Raw genomic sequence first — 15,081 nt, 5'->3', positions numbered from 1 at the left:
AATCCGTTTGTTTATCTTTCCAGCACCCGACTTTCTGTGTATTGGAGCAATACTTCTCTATCAGCAGGAACATATGATGTGATGGTGACCAATCCATTGTCGGGAGGGGGACAATCTGCGAGTTTGCCGGCGGTTTTCAAAGTCGTTGCTCCCCAGCCATCCCTCTCGGGGGTGATTCCTTCCAGTTTGACCTACGGGGTCACACTCAGCGGGGATGTAACGATTTTAGGGACGAACTTTGCCCCCGGGGCTACCATTTCAATCGGAACGCTGACAGGAACAGCCATCCCATCCGTCGCACCAGCTACGGCGTCCACACCTTTTGTCTATCTTTCAAGCGGCAGACTTTCGTTTTACTGGGCAAATACTTCCCTTGCACCGGGATCTTATACCGTGACGGTGACCAATCCTTCGGCAGGAGGCGGACTGATGGCAATCCTTCCGGCGGCTTTTACGATTGTCCCCCCCCAACCGACTCTTTCAGGAGTCAGTCCTTCCGGCGTGACCTATGGGGTAACGCCCGGTGGGGATGTTTCGATTATTGGGACAAATTTTGCCCCTGGGGCAATCATTTCAGTTGGAAACTTGACAGGAGCAGCCGTTGTATTAAATACGCCTGCCACGGCAGCTCATCCGTTTGTTTATCTTTCCAGCAGTAAACTCTCCTTCTACTGGGCAAACACCTCTCTCTTACCGGGGGCTTATCCCGTGACGGTGACGAATCCCGCGGCGGGCGGCGGACTTTCTGAAATCCTGGCATCGGCTTTTGCGGTAGTCATTCCGCAACCAACCCTGACCGGGGTGAGTCCATCCAGTGCAACCTATGGAATAACGCCAAGCAGTGCCTTAACGATATCAGGGACAAACTTTGTGCCCGGAGCGACCATTTCAGTCGGAACGCTGACTGGAACGGCCGTTACTTCAACGGTACCGGCTACGGCAGCGCATCCTTTTGTTTACCTTTCCAGCAGCAGGATTTCCATTTACTGGCTCAATACCTCTCTGCAAGTGGGAACTTATAATGTCACGGTGACGAATCCTGTGGCAGGAGGCGGGCTCTCTATCAGCCTGCCGGCGGCCTTTTCAGTCGACGGCCTGATTACCGCTGCGAATCCTTCGGCCGGGGCCTATCGCACACCGCAGAGCGTCAGTTTAATGTGTACCATCAAGTTTTCCAGTTGTGCGGCAACTTACTACACGACGAATGGAACGATTCCAACGACATCGTCAGCCGTCTATACAACTCCCATTCTCATATCGTCAAATACGACACTAAAATTCTTTTCAAAAGATGTCGCTGGAAATTTAGAACCGGTTAAGACACAGACTTATATCATTGATTCTGTTGTTCCTGCGACCTTGGCTTCCCCGCCGGGAGGAAGTTATGGGACAAGTCAAACAGTGAGTCTCGCCTGTTCAGATAACAATTCCGGCTGTTCTGAAACCTATTTTACGACAGATGGTTCAATTCCGACGGTGACATCGCTTCTCTATACAGGACCGATATCGATTATGGCCGATACCACCCTCAAGTTTTTTTCCACGGATAAAGCGGGAAATGAGGAAAGTGTCCGGACTGAAGTCTATACCCTCCTGGCGAATGCGACGTCAGGTCCCGTAACGCTTTTGACCACAAACTCCGCCAATTTTTCCGGGGTTGGCAATGCCAACGGGAATTCTGGAACCGCATGGTTTGAATTCGGCACAGACCAGACCTACGGTACAAATACCACGAGTCAGATTATTTCCGGAAACACTCCCCTCGACTTTCATCAGGATGTAAATGGCCTGTTAGCAAATACTTTCTATCATTATCGATTCTGCGTCTCAACGACAGGCAACAAGGTTTGCGGAGTCGACGCCGCTTTTGTGACGAGGTCTGCGATACTCGGGGATGCAGGAAATGTCAGCATGCTTATTCCCGCATCGGCTAACCGAATTGACGGATATGATCTGGAGGAACTCGGACGTGCCTTTGGGTCTGATCCTTCAAAAACCAATTGGAATGCTCTGACGGATTTGAATAACGACGGGATTGTGGACGGAAAAGATTTGACGATTATGGCAATTAATTTTGGAAAGGTTCAATAATGGAAAATATGACAATTGCAAAATTTACACTGGCAATTTTTCAAACGATGATCAGGAGGACTCGGGGGCTCTTATCCCTGGCCTTGATTTGCACCCTTGTTCTGATTTTTTCAGCCTGCGGCGGAAGCAGCGGAGGGGGCGGCGGTGCCGGAGCACCCGTCAGTACAAGCATTACTCCGGATTTTTTACCCTCTTCTACGAATGTCACCAGCAATTTGATTAGCGTGACCAAAAAGTCAGTTCAAGGGGATACGATTACTCTGGATGTGGAGGTCACTAATTTATCGAGTCTTTCTTCGGCGGCAGCCTTTGATCTGGTATTTAACCCCAGCCTGGTCACTTTTGTTTCATTTGCTCCGGGAACTTTTTTTGAAGACAATGGCGGTGTTAAGGTGAATTATCTTGCCGCACTCCAATCTAATACCAATAATCGCCTCGTGGTTGGTGTTACTCAACAGAATGGAGCGGGAGTTAAAGGAAGCGGCGTTATGATCCAGCTGACCTTTAAGGCTATTGCTATCGGAAGCAGTAATCCAAATTTCGAAATTAATAATCTTCTTGCTCCGACTCCACCTCCTGCTCCTCCTGCTCCTCTTCCTCCCTTGACCTGGGTTACTGGCGAATTGATGGGTTCCTGATTCATTGATGACAAAGAAATTTTGGAACGTTTCTTTTTGGTTGCTTCTATTACCGATCATAGGTTGTGCGGCGGCAAATGAGGAGGCGTATGATCATCTGAGCAATCGGATTGAAAAACAACTCGATTCAACGTCCGGGAAAAAACCGTCAAGCCAAGGATTGAATTCGGATCGAAATAGTCCCAGGGACAATCGCCCTTCCCATCAGACGGAATCCCTGAACCTGAAAGAAGAAGAAAGCCCGGAAGCTGACAATTCCGCCCCGCCCCCGCCTCCTATTTCAGGCAGCGAAAGAAAAGAAGACCGCAAAGACATATTCACCAAACTTTCTCCCCAATCGACAGTGACCTTCCAAAATAACGCGACAACTTCGGATTCGGTCACTCATTCAGATGGAAACGCGACTACTCCCAATCCAGCCCCTTCTTTAATCGTCGGGACACCCTCTTCGAGCCTCATCCACGTGGGAGAGCAGGTTTTTCTGACCATTGCCATTAATCAGGTCGAAAGACTCTTTTCCGCCCCGTTTTACCTGATGTATAATCCTAATTTGCTGGAATTGGTAAAAGTGTTGCAAGGCAATTTCCTGTCCCAAGATCACCAACAGGTCTTATTTCTCAATTCGAATCAACCTGAACAAGGTCGGATTATCATCGGTCTTACGCGGGTGGGACAAGTCAGTGGAATAACGGGTTCAGGTGTTTTGGCTATTTTTACGTTCAAGGCTAAAATGTCCGGTTTTGCCAAATTTTCAATGGAAGGGGTGGATTTTCGGAATGACGCGATGGACGTTATTCCGCTTCAGGCAGTCTTGACTGACTTGAATATTGAGTGAACAATGGATTGAGTCTAATCCGGAACGATGAAACGAGGCCATCTAAGCCTAAAAACTGTTTCCGGTCATAAAATAAAATTGAGTGACCCCCTGGGTATCGACGCCTCTTCCGACACCCAGGCGAAGTCTGAGAGGTAGCAGGTAAGAAAAAAGCATATCCGTCTTGAATTCGGCTCCAAACCCCCTTCTAAAATCAGGTAAGGCAGTATCCTGATCCCAGGCGTTTCCGATATCAAAAAAGAGAGCACCGTGTACTCGTTTGAAGAAGAAGGGCCATGACCGGTAACCCTGTTCGATGTTATAAATGGGAAATCGGTATTCCAATGAACCTATGGCGGCTTTGTTTCCTCTAAGAAGCCGTATGGAATAGCCTCTGAGAAAAAAGTCACTCTGTTCCGGAACAATGGTTTCCTCCATAAAATCGGGGCCACCGACCTGAAACGCCCGCTGTACAAGGGGATCCCCCGTTGAAGAAGCGGCAGTGAGCCGGGCCGCAACGAGTTGATGATCAAAGAAGAACGGAATATATTCATGCCACGAAGCGACGAATCGGTTTTGATTGAAGTCACTTCCGAGCCGGTCTGTAAACCAGGCAGAGTGAATTTGAATTTTACGACCTTTTTCCGGGCTGATCGAAAATCCAAATTCTTTTGATGTATTTAATAAATAAGTTAGATGGAGTCCCCGCAACGAACCGGTTTGAGGCTGAGGACCGACCTGTGGAACGGTTGAAAGGGATGAAAAGGATTCATAAATATACCCTCCTTTTAAGAGATTGACCTTCGCTACCCGGTTCCAGGTATAGGAAATGTCCAATTCTGTTCGAAATCTATTTTCCCAATAGTCCAATTCCTTTCCTTGGGAATTTAATAACAGGTTGGGGTACACAAGTGGCAGAAAGTCCATCCCGAAGTGCAAAGTTGGGTAGAAAGCGTTGTTGTCGTATTGAAATGAACCGGCGGGCCGGCCTGAGGAAAGACCATATAACAAAAGTGCATCGTAACGATGCCGGCCCAGGATATCTGTGCCGGCGGTCATTCCCCCCAGTTGAAGGCCTGATTCGTCTCCACCGGCAAGTGGCATCCAGAATCGGGGCAGAACGGTGGGCCATGAAGAATAGGTTTCCGAGAGGGCGTTAACAGGGAGTTTCGGGTCTTCGAGAGCGATTTGTTCTTCCGGAACAGAACTAACAAGACTCCGGTCTACGGTTGACGGCCAGTTCATTCTAAAAAGGTCAAATCCGTGACTATGGTACCCGGAAAAAATGATTCCTTTTCCATCAGGGGACACTTCAGGGGTGAAAGCTCCGCCCAGGAGATGTGTCAATTGAGATATTGTCCGGGATTCCAGGTTTAAGGAATAGAGATCGTAAATTCCCCCCCGGTCACTGGAAAAAACAATGTTTTTGGCGTCAGGTGTCCAAGCGGGGGTCAAATTCATATATCGGTCCAGAAGAAGGGGAATCATTTTTTTTTGATCCATTTGAAGAAGAAATAGACCGGTCAGGCCGCCTTTCCATCCTGAGGCAACAATCGTTTTTCCATCCGGAGACCATCTCGGGTGACTCAATACCGTATCAGGGTCTGTCCAGTCAACGGTTTCGGTGAGACCCGAATCAAGCTGATAAAGAATAATTCGGGTACTGCCCTTCTGATTTTCAATGGCGACCAAACTCCTGCCATCGGGGTTAAAATCAGGGTCCCTGAATCTCTTGCCATAGGTCAGGCGGCTGAGATTTCTCTTATTCATGTCATAGAGGTAGAGGTCGCTCAATTCGGAATAGTTATTGAAAATTTCCAGCTGAGAAAAGGCAAGCTTCTTTCCATCTCTGGACCAAGAAGATTCGAACCCGAGGTTTCTGGAAATTAATTTGCGATCCTGACCCGTCTGAATCTGGATAAGTCGTAGAGAAGGGAATTCATCTTCATTGATTGACGTATAAACCAGCCAATTTCCGTCCGGACTCATTTTGGGTCCCAGGGTATAATCTCCTCGATGAGTGAGTGAGTCAGTTTTTGTGATTCCTTCCTGGACCACGGAGGCTCTCTTCTTAAGAGCGGCAACGGTTATCTCATCTTTCCACTGATTCCAAAGGGAGGAATAAGATTGTCCGAGAATAATTCTTGCGGTCGAATCGACAAAAAAAGGTCCAACCTTGCTGCTATATTCCCTGCTTAAATTGATGAGAACTTGCTCGCCAAATCTTTTCGAAAGGAAATCGTAGAATCGGGCGCCAAACAGGTATTGAATCTGGTTCCCGGGCCAGCTCTCCATTCCACCCGCCTGATCGATGGTCGGAAAATGATTTTCAAGAACTGCCATTCTCAAAATCATCTCCGCGTAGGGATTATCCCTCCGGTCACTGACTCCCAGAGCACTTTCCTCATAGGTTGCCAAGCCCTCGATCAACCAATCGGGTTGGATTAAATTCGGAAATGCACCGTTAAATACCAGGACAGGAAACGGTTCACGTCCAAAGATCTTGCGAATAATGGTTGAAACGCCTTCATGCATATCCAGATGAAGGACATGAACATACTCGTGAGCAATGACCTCCTTCAGCCAGTTATCGTAACCCACCAGAAAGGGAACGGGACTGCCGAAAGGAGGCGTCAAACCAATATAGATTGCATTGTGAGGGAAGGGGAGCGTGGCGCCATAAGGACTATCAATAAAGTCCAGGAGGACGATGTGGGTTTTTTCCGAGGCGGGAGGCCATTTTAGTTTTTCAACGAGGAGCAATTGGATCTCTTCGGCATACTGGGCCGCTTTTCTTCCCTGAGCTTCTTCTCCGTCATGAAAGTAAACGATGAAATGTTCAGTCCCCAGAGTTTTCCAGTTGAGCGAAGGATCCAATTTTTGCACTCCCCTGAAACTGACAGCACAGCCTCCTGCGAACAGGGAGAAGACAAGGACAAGTGTTCCGCAAAAATTAAGTTGGAAACCCCCGTTTTTTATTACTTTCAGGAAAGCGCTGGAAAGGCGATTTTTAAAGATCTGGTTTTTTATAGGTCCTCACTTCCGTTATGGCTTCAATTATTTTTTTGGTGACAAAGAATCCATAGGTTGGAGAGACCTTCGTGATAAAATCTTTTGTGACATCCGGGTCGTATTGAGTAAAATAAAATCCGCTAAAGAAGGGAATCAAGCTTACTTCAAGCCAGCCGATTTCAGTCCAGGTTCGATCCATTTCAGATTCTCTAAAGGAAAAGCTGGTCGAAATAGTCATTTCTTTGGTGTTTTTTGTCCTTAAGTCCTGGATATTGACATGGGTTTGGATTTCCGCCTGATACCCATATCCCCAGATTGCCGGCGCCCAAATCAAGAATCCGGGCCAATTGATAAAGAAGTTGCTCTTTCTTCCTGAATATTTAGGAAAAATTGAAATATCGAGCAACAGATCGACCTGACCCTCTTGAACAGATGGATCAAACGGAAAGGTGACATGTTTGATCATGCCGCCCGATTGATCTTGAAGTGACTGGACGATCGCGACGATATATCTCGAATTATCTTTATGGACTAAATCTTGTGACTTCACACCGATTCTTATCGAATCAGCTGCGGGAACCAAAGGAGGAGTGTCATAGGAATCAAGATTAGTGATGTGCAGGGCGTGGGAACAAGCCGTAGTGCCGATTGCCAGCAGGAGCGACAATGAAAAAAGTTTCAATCGTGTCGTGTTTTTTTCTCCCCATTTTAAACGCGTCGATTTCAAATATTTATTTTTAGAATTTAGAGATTTAAGAGAATATTGTCAAATCTTAATTGGAAACACTTTATTTTTAAAGTTTCTTAAACACCTTTCGGACTGCAAGGATCGTTTTTTCCAGATCTCTGTCGGAATGGGCCGTAGAAAGAAATGAAGTTTCAAACTGTGAAGGTGGGAGATAGATCCTTTCCTTAAGCATCAGGTTGAAAAACCTTCCATATCGACGGGTATCGGAGCTCTTTGCCGATGGATAGTCGGTAACGGATCGGGAAGTGAAAAAGGGGGTAAAGAGCGAACCGATCTGGTTAACAGAAAGTGCGATGTTCTCTTTTTTACCCGCTTTTCGAATTTCTTCGGCGAGAAATGAAGTCTTTTTTGCAAGTGAATCATAAGGCTTCTTTTTCTTGAGGAGCTGAAGCGCGGCAATTCCGGCTCTCATGGCAAGAGGGTTTCCCGAAAGCGTTCCCGCCTGATAGACAGCACCCATGGGGGAAATATGGGACATGATCTTTCTTTTGCCGCCATAAGCTCCGACCGGCAATCCTCCTCCAATGATTTTTCCCAGACAGGTGAGGTCGGGACTGATCCCGTAATATTCCTGGGCTCCGCCATAGGAAAGACGGAAACCCGTGATGACTTCATCAAAGATCAGGAGATTTCCATTTCGCGAGGAGATTTTCCTTAACCCCTCCAGAAAGCCTTCTGAAGGGAGAACGAGTCCCATATTCCCTGCGACGGGTTCCACGATAATGGCCGCCAGATCCGATCCAAATTTTTTGACTAAACGATTGACCGATCCAAGATCATTATAGGTGCCGGTCAGGGTATGTTTTGCAAAATCTCTCGGAATTCCAGCGCTGTCAGGAATCCCAAGCGTCGCGGCTCCGGAACCAGCCTTGACAAGTAGTGAGTCCGAATGGCCGTGGTAGCATCCTTCAAATTTTAATATTTTGTTTCTTCCCGTATATCCGCGGGCGAGCCGGATTGCACTTAACGCGGCTTCCGTTCCGGAGCTGACCATTCGGACCATTTCGATAGATGGCATCGCCTGATGAATTAACCCGGCCATATCAATCTCTAGCGAAGTCGATGCTCCAAAGCTTGTTCCATGATTCAGCCCTTTCCGTATTTTATCCAGGATGAGGGGGTGTGAATGCCCCAAAATCATCGGACCCCATGATAGGACGAAGTCGAGGTATCGATTTCCATCTTCATCAGTTATGGTTGATCCCTGTGCTTTTTTGATAAATAACGGATTTCCACCCACCGCTTTGAATGCCCGGACTGGAGAGTTTACCCCGCCAGGTATCAGCTTTTTGGCTTTTTCAAAGAGTATTTGCGATCGAGTCATGCTCTCCTCCGAATTTAAAAGTGCTCATTCTAGGTGGATCGGTATTCCAATGCAAGGCAAAAAAGAATTGAATCCTGACGACATTTCCCTTATATTGAAAAACTTAACAAAGGGAGTGCAGGGCGAATGCAAGAAGAGGAAAATCCTGATGTTCCGAAAGGTTTTTCTTCCCTGCTTACAGGGACGGTTTTCCCGGTTCTGTTGTTTCTCGCCTTTGTCTGGATCGGGGTTAAATTTCTCATCCCTGCGGTTGATTACAAAGAGCTCTCAGAGGTCAAAACCGTTTCAATCGATCAGATTCAAGCAGGGGTGAATACCGCCTGGCGCAGAGATTATGATTTTTTTCTGGTGAAAGAGGAACACGCCATATTTGCCCTGAGTGCCCGCGATAAATATGCAGAAAAACTGATTCATCAAAAGGCCCTGATCAGCTGGGTGCCGGACCGATCTCAATTTGTCGAACAGACCTGGGGAAGCCTTTATGATTTGAAGGGAAATGCGGTTGGAGGGCCTGCAACCTGGGCCCTGGACAGACTGGCCGTTCATCTTAACGAAGTCAGAGAGATTATCGTCGATCCCAAAAATGTCCAAAATATGGATGGAGAGGTCAGGCATCTCGGCAACAGTTATATCGTGGATGAGACACTCAGGAGGGTAGAACCCTTCGTGATCAAAATCCCTTAACAAGACTTTCCCAGCGAACAAAGTGAGCGAGACGGGGAGGCTCAATTCGGCTTTGCCGATTGAGGGGGCGACGCAAGCCACTTTCGATAGGAATTTATGAAAGAATTTGATCTACTCATATTTGATCTGGACGGCACCCTTCTCGACACCAAAGGAGACCTGGCCCTCGCTGTCAACTTATGTTTGAAAGAACTTGGATTTCCCGAGAGAGAAGTTGAGACCATTTACAGTTACATCGGAGATGGTGTCCGGAAACTGCTGGGAAAGGCAATCGGAATAGAGTCGGGACCCGAATTTGAAAATGCAATACAGGTATTTCGAAGACACTATTTGAATCACCTGGTTGATTCCACCACTTTTTATCCTGGTGTCGAAGAAGTTCTGAAATATTACGAACAGAAACATCGGGCGGTTGTGACCAATAAACCGGCCGATTATACCTCCAGGATTATGGATGGTCTCAAGATCAGGGATTATTTCACATTGATTGTCGGGAGTCTGCCGGAAACTCGCCTGAAACCTGATCCGCAGATGTTGCTTGAAGTCATCGAAGACCTCGAGGTTGCTCCGGAGAGGACTTTAATGATCGGGGATGGCGTCAATGACATTCAGGCTGCGAGAAGTGCCGGTGCAAGCTCCTGTGCGGTGGGTTATGGACTGACCCAACCTGATCGACTCAAAGCCGCTCAGCCGGATTACTATTGCGACGACATTTTACAAATTAGGAACTGGATAAAGTAAGGGTCTGATACCTATGGGAAAAAGGTTAGCACGGATACTTTTTGTTATGGTTCTTCTTTCCCCGATGTTCGAGAGTCGGGCCGAAGATTTATCCAGCCGGGTGATTAAACACTCATTTAAGAATGGTCTGGTCTTGTTAATGGTTGAGAGGCATGCTTCTCCGACCGTTTCTTTCCAGATTACTTATAAGGCAGGTTCTGTCAATGAAATTCCGGGAATCACAGGCATTGCCCACCTTTACGAGCATATGGCATTTAAAGGGACTGAGAAAATCGGCACCAAAGACTATCCGTCAGAGAAACCCGTTCTTGAAAGTCTGGATAGGACCTTTGCCGAGTTGAAAGAAGAGCGGGAGCGTGGTGAACTTGGAAATGCGGAGAAAATAAAGAAACTGGAAGCGACGATGGATTTGCTTGAAAAAAAAGAGAGTCTCTATTCCATACCGAATGAAGTGGGAGAAATCTACCGGCGGAACGGGGCGACCGGATTTAATGCGTCGACCGGAAAAGATTTTACAAATTATACCGTCAGCCTCCCTTCTAACAGGCTTTCCCTCTGGATTGCACTTGAAAGTGATCGAATGACCCACCCCGTACTGAGAGAATTCTACAAAGAGAAACAGGTGGTTCTGGAAGAACGGAGGATGCGGACAGAGAATTCTCCAAACGGCAAGCTTTATGAAGCGCTCATGCGTACGGCGTTTTGGGTTCATCCGTACGGATTGCCTGTGATCGGTTGGTCGCAGGATGTGCAATCACTAAGCCGCAAGCAGACAGAAGATTTCTTTAAAACCTATTATGGCATTAACAATATTGTCATTTCGATCGTCGGAGACATTCAACCCGATCAGGTCATTCGGGAAATGGAGAAGACCTTTGGCCGCATTCCGTCCCGACCTGTTCCGCCGGCGGTACCTTTTGTTGAACCGAGGCAGGAAGGGGAACGGAGGACGCACATTGAATTTGATGCGAATCCTCTAATTTATATCGGATACCATCGCCCTGCGGTGAGTCATGCCGACAGTATTATTTTTGACATTATCGACTCTCTTCTGTCCGATGGGCGTACGTCCCGTATGTACAAACATCTTGTCGTCCAAAAACAGATTGCCCAATCGATCGGGACAGATTCCGCGACGCCTGGAGGAAAATACCCGAGCCTGTTCTTCATAACTGCAGCACCCAGGGCACCTCATTCCCTGGAAGAGCTTGAGCAAGGCATTGATGATGAAATTTCGCTCTTGAAGACAGAACCGGTGAGCTCGACCGAAATCCAGAAATTGAAGAATCAATTTGATGGATCGCTCATCAGAGGGATGGAATCTAACAGCGGATTGGCGGGCCAACTCTCTTATTATGAGGCATTAACCGGGGATTGGAAATATCTCTTGAGAATTCGCAAGGAACTGGAAAATGTCAAGGCGGAGGACATTATCCGGGTGGCTCAAAAATACTTTGTGAATGCCAATAAAGTAGTCGCGACTCTCAGCAAAACGGGTTCGAACGAAAAGGTCCAAAATGAAAAACCATAGCCAGTTCAAAATATCTTTATTTGTTCTTTTGGTCTTTGTTTTTTTGGCGTCCTATGGGGCAGAATGCCGGGCGACGCCACCTTCCCTGCAATTTGAACCGCTCGTGTTTCATCCTCCGAAAGGCAAGCGGACAGAATTGTCGAACGGAATGGTGCTTTACCTCCTCGAGGATCATGAACTCCCCCTCGTGAATATCTCGTTTATGGTTCAAGCCGGGAGCATCTATGAGCCGGCCGACAAGATCGGACTCGCTTCGATGACCGGTGCCTTGATGCGGACGGGGGGTGCCGGTGAAAAATCGGGTGATGAGGTCGATGAAGAGCTGGAATTTCTCTCCGCTTCAATTTCGATCTGGATTGGGGGTGAAGCCGGTGGCGGTGGTTTGAATGTTCTGACTAAAGACTTTGACCAGGGCCTGGATTTGTTTTCGGATATTCTCTTGCATCCGAAGTTTTCGGAAGAAAAATTGCAGCTGTTGAAGAATCAGGAGGTTGAAAATATCCGGCGGAAGAACGATAACCCGTCCAGTATTGCAAGCCGCGAGTTTTTAAAACTGCTTTATGGGACGGAGAGCCCCTTTGCAAGAGAGACGACACTGGATACGATTTCCCAGATTAAACGCCAGGATTGCATCGAGTACTATTCGAAGTATTTTCATCCGGATGCCATCATTCTGGGAGTTGCCGGAGATTTCAAATCAGAAGAGGTGATACAAAAACTGGAAAATAAATTTAAGAATTGGGAAAAAAGAAAGGAGATGCTTCCAGAATTCACCCCCATTCATCCGGAATATAAATCAACCGTTAATCTGGTTGAAAAGGACCTCACGCAGTCTTCAATTCGAATCGGGCATCTTGGAATCAAACAAAACAACCCGGATTACTTTCCTCTCTCTGTGATGAACGACATTCTTGGCGGGCAGGCCTTCTCCAGCAGGCTTTTTCAGGAAGTCAGAACCCGCAAGGGTTTGGCCTACTCTGTCGGAACAGTTTTCAATCCCGGTAATATTGAGGTGGGAACCTTTTTTGCCTTTAGTCAGACCATGTCTAAAAATACGATTCAGTCCGTTTCGGCAATTCTTGAAAACATCAAGAAAATGAGAGACGAGCCTGTGAGCGCCGAAGAACTCCGATTGGCAAAAGACTCCTTTTTAAATTCTTTCATATTTTCATTTACGAATTCGGCGCAGATTGTCTCGAGACAGATCTCACTCGAATACTATCATCTTCCGGAAGATTTTATGGAACAGTTCAGAGACCATGTATCCAAAGTGACTCGCGAGGATGTCCTGAGAGTTGCCCAGAAATATATACACCCCGACGGGATGACCCTGTTAATCGTTGGAAAGTCGTCCCAATTTGACCATTCCCTTTCCATATTTGGACCGGTAAATACGATTCCCCTGACTAACCCGTAGATTGAGATGGGCTTGACCGGCGACTCCGTTTGTCAGCTTTTTTAGGCGATCTGTACTAAGATTCAGTTGCCGCGTTTTTTAATATTGAGTTTAATGTTCTGCCGAGGTCTTGAATACGATAAGGTTTCGGTACAGAACCCTTAAATCCGAATTCCAGGTATTTAGAGAGAACCATGTCATTCGAGTACCCGCTGGAGACGATTGCCCGTACCTCAGGATCGTAGGCTAATAACTCCTTGAGCGTCTGTTTCCCTCCCTTTCCTCCCTGAATAGTCAGGTCAGGTCAAGAATGACCGCATCGTAAGACGCGTTTGTTTTCTTGGCATTCTTATACATTTCAAATGCCTCTTCACCTTTGCTCGCCACGGAAACCTCATATCCCAGGGTCTGGAGCATCCGGGTTGCCATATTTCTGACTGTTTCATCGTCGTCCATGAGGAGTATCTTCCCGGATCCAAATGTAATGGAAGACTGTTTTGTATCAGACCCTTTAATCGGATTGTCGGTCACGGCAGGGAGGTAGACAAGAAAGGATGCGCCCCGGCCGGGTTGCGATTCGACGGTAATGGTGCCGCCGTGATTCTTGGCAATGGAATAGGCTGAAAACAGGCCCAATCCAGATCCCCCGTCTTTTGTCGTAAAGAACGGATCGAATATCTTGCCAATATCTTTTTCCGGAATTCCCCTGCCATTATCTTTAAAACAGATCAGGAGATAAAAACCGGGTTCCAATGAGAACTTTTGTGCTGTCAGATCATCCATTAAAATGTTTTCAGCCCGAATGACGACTTCTCCTCCTTCTCCGGTGGCCTGTTTTGAGTTAATCACGAGATTATGAGCCAATTGCGTGATCTGCCCGGGGTCGATTTCGGTGGTCCAGAGATTATCAGGAAAATAAAATTTCGACTGAATGTGAGATCCTCTTAGGGCAAAAGTAATCGCTTCCTTTAAAAGGGGAGGGAGGAAAACGATTTTTTTTTGAGGAGCTCCCCCCTTTGTAAAAGTTAATAATTGGTTGGCCAGATCTCTTGCGTTGAGAACCGCCTTTTCGGTCTCATTAAGATAAACAGAAGAAGCATTGTCAGGATCAATACCCAGTTTGGCAAGTGAAACGTTCCCCAGGATTGCCGTTAAAATATTATTGAAATCATGGGCTATCCCTCCGGCCAGGAGGCCTATGGACTCCAGTTTCATTGATTTGAGAAGTTCAATCTCGGCTCTTTTCCTTTCACTGACGTCCCGAAAACTCCAGACTCTCCCAAAGTTCTTGCCCTCGAGCAATTGCGGCCTGGAGTAACGTTCAAATACCCTTCCATCTGCCAATTCGAGGGTGTCAAAACTTTCCGCATCAGGATGGCTGTAAAGCTCTCTGACCTTTTCGAAGAATGAAACGGGGTCTTTCAATTGTGACGTTACGAAGGTCAATAACGGGTGGTCATCACGGCTCTCTTTAATACTCTGAACGAGGCTTTGTGGTACTTGCCACAGGGTCAGGAATCGATCATTGTACAAATAGATTGTTTTCCCTTCCTTGTCGACGACCAAAATGCCATCTGTTGTTGATTCCAAAGTGGCATTCAGGAAAGAATTGGCTTTCAGAAGTTCTTCTTTTTCCTGGAAACTCCTGAAGTATTGGATTTTTAATTGGAAAATAAAGAGGAAAAAGAATGAAAAGAGGAGTCCTTCTTCCAATAAATTATAAATAAAAATCCAGTTTGTTGCGCCCGGAAGCAGTTCCCGGTACAGGTCAAGCGAACCGATGGTGGCAGAAATGATGGAAATTCCGAATGCCATGCCACGGGAGCCGTACCACGTGGCTAGAAAGATCGGGACGATATAAAGGACCCTGAGGGAAAGCCAGTAGCTGGTATGAAAATCAGCCCAGCCGATTGTGAATTCGAGGCAGGCAACGATCAGGAACAGGGAATGGGATTTTAAATTTTTTAAGAGGAGATCCATCTTTCCAACAATAGACATCATTTCTTTTTCTCATCAGATGGAGTCGGGCCCGCAACGACAAAAAGCTAGAAATAATAAATCTTAAATATAAATTCACGCCATTGTTAAAAATATATTAAAAA

11 protein-coding genes are annotated in these 15,081 nt (G+C 46.8%); 7 read left to right on the top strand and 4 right to left on the bottom strand.

The window, feature by feature from the left end; genetic code table 11:
* The 3 genes from HY200_03370 to HY200_03360 form a co-directional block, all read left to right on the top strand.
* Positions 1-2,091 (top strand): chitobiase/beta-hexosaminidase C-terminal domain-containing protein (locus HY200_03370; GenBank protein ID MBI3593971.1); only part of this gene is annotated, 2,091 nt, incomplete at its 5' end.
* Complete coding sequence (locus HY200_03365; protein ID MBI3593970.1) at positions 2,091-2,729, top strand: hypothetical protein; 639 nt, start codon at positions 2,091-2,093, stop codon at positions 2,727-2,729. The genes HY200_03370 and HY200_03365, both read left to right, overlap by 1 nt.
* A gap of 7 nt (positions 2,730-2,736) precedes the next feature.
* A complete protein-coding gene (locus HY200_03360) occupies positions 2,737-3,564 on the top strand; it encodes a hypothetical protein (GenBank protein MBI3593969.1) in 828 nt (275 codons plus the stop codon).
* A gap of 48 nt (positions 3,565-3,612) precedes the next feature.
* Here HY200_03360 and HY200_03355 read toward each other — a convergent pair whose 3' ends face one another.
* The 3 genes from HY200_03355 to hemL all read right to left on the bottom strand — a co-directional run bounded on the left by HY200_03355 (position 3,613) and on the right by hemL (position 8,627).
* The gene (locus HY200_03355) at positions 3,613-6,420 is read right to left on the bottom strand and encodes a PD40 domain-containing protein (GenBank protein MBI3593968.1); all 2,808 of its coding nucleotides are present in this window, start codon (positions 6,418-6,420) and stop codon (positions 3,613-3,615) included.
* Positions 6,421-6,553: 133 nt separating this feature from the next.
* On the bottom strand, positions 6,554-7,282 hold the full coding sequence (locus tag HY200_03350) for a hypothetical protein (GenBank protein MBI3593967.1): 729 nt from the start codon (positions 7,280-7,282) through the stop codon (positions 6,554-6,556).
* 67 nt (positions 7,283-7,349) lie between these two features.
* Positions 7,350-8,627, bottom strand: a complete 1,278-nt coding sequence (gene hemL / locus HY200_03345; GenBank protein ID MBI3593966.1) for a glutamate-1-semialdehyde 2,1-aminomutase — start codon at positions 8,625-8,627, stop codon at positions 7,350-7,352.
* Between the two features lie 126 nt (positions 8,628-8,753).
* Here hemL and HY200_03340 point away from each other — a divergent pair, with 126 nt between their 5' ends.
* From HY200_03340 to HY200_03325, 4 genes are all read left to right on the top strand, one after another.
* Positions 8,754-9,311 carry a hypothetical protein gene (locus tag HY200_03340; protein ID MBI3593965.1) on the top strand — a complete coding sequence of 186 codons (558 nt, stop codon included), beginning with the start codon at positions 8,754-8,756 and terminating at the stop codon, positions 9,309-9,311.
* A 96-nt stretch (positions 9,312-9,407) separates the two neighbouring features.
* On the top strand, positions 9,408-10,052 hold the full coding sequence (locus tag HY200_03335) for an HAD-IA family hydrolase (protein MBI3593964.1): 645 nt from the start codon (positions 9,408-9,410) through the stop codon (positions 10,050-10,052).
* 13 nt (positions 10,053-10,065) lie between these two features.
* Entirely contained in the window at positions 10,066-11,583 is a 1,518-nt protein-coding gene (locus tag HY200_03330; protein MBI3593963.1) for an insulinase family protein, read from the top strand.
* Positions 11,570-13,000 carry an insulinase family protein gene (locus HY200_03325; GenBank protein ID MBI3593962.1) on the top strand — a complete coding sequence of 477 codons (1,431 nt, stop codon included), beginning with the start codon at positions 11,570-11,572 and terminating at the stop codon, positions 12,998-13,000. Before HY200_03330 ends, HY200_03325 begins: the two co-directional genes overlap by 14 nt.
* A 273-nt stretch (positions 13,001-13,273) precedes the next feature.
* Here HY200_03325 and HY200_03320 read toward each other — a convergent pair whose 3' ends face one another.
* On the bottom strand, positions 13,274-14,980 hold the full coding sequence (locus tag HY200_03320) for a PAS-domain containing protein (GenBank protein ID MBI3593961.1): 1,707 nt from the start codon (positions 14,978-14,980) through the stop codon (positions 13,274-13,276).
* Positions 14,981-15,081: the final 101 nt, after the last annotated feature.

The organism is Nitrospirota bacterium, from assembly GCA_016194305.1.
Classification (GTDB): Bacteria; Nitrospirota; Nitrospiria; order JACQBW01; family JACQBW01; genus JACQBW01.
This window is presented reverse-complemented; position numbering and strand designations above follow the sequence as displayed.

Coding starts and splice junctions, on each gene's coding strand:
- HY200_03330 (MBI3593963.1), top strand. CDS start 10,066: ATGGGAAAAAGGTTAGCACGGATACTTTTTGTTATGGTTCTTCTTTCC.
- HY200_03335 (MBI3593964.1), top strand. CDS start 9,408: ATGAAAGAATTTGATCTACTCATATTTGATCTGGACGGCACCCTTCTC.
- HY200_03340 (MBI3593965.1), top strand. CDS start 8,754: ATGCAAGAAGAGGAAAATCCTGATGTTCCGAAAGGTTTTTCTTCCCTG.
- HY200_03365 (MBI3593970.1), top strand. CDS start 2,091: ATGGAAAATATGACAATTGCAAAATTTACACTGGCAATTTTTCAAACG.
- HY200_03360 (MBI3593969.1), top strand. CDS start 2,737: ATGACAAAGAAATTTTGGAACGTTTCTTTTTGGTTGCTTCTATTACCG.
- hemL (MBI3593966.1), bottom strand. CDS start 8,627: ATGACTCGATCGCAAATACTCTTTGAAAAAGCCAAAAAGCTGATACCT.
- HY200_03325 (MBI3593962.1), top strand. CDS start 11,570: ATGAAAAACCATAGCCAGTTCAAAATATCTTTATTTGTTCTTTTGGTC.
- HY200_03320 (MBI3593961.1), bottom strand. CDS start 14,980: ATGATGTCTATTGTTGGAAAGATGGATCTCCTCTTAAAAAATTTAAAA.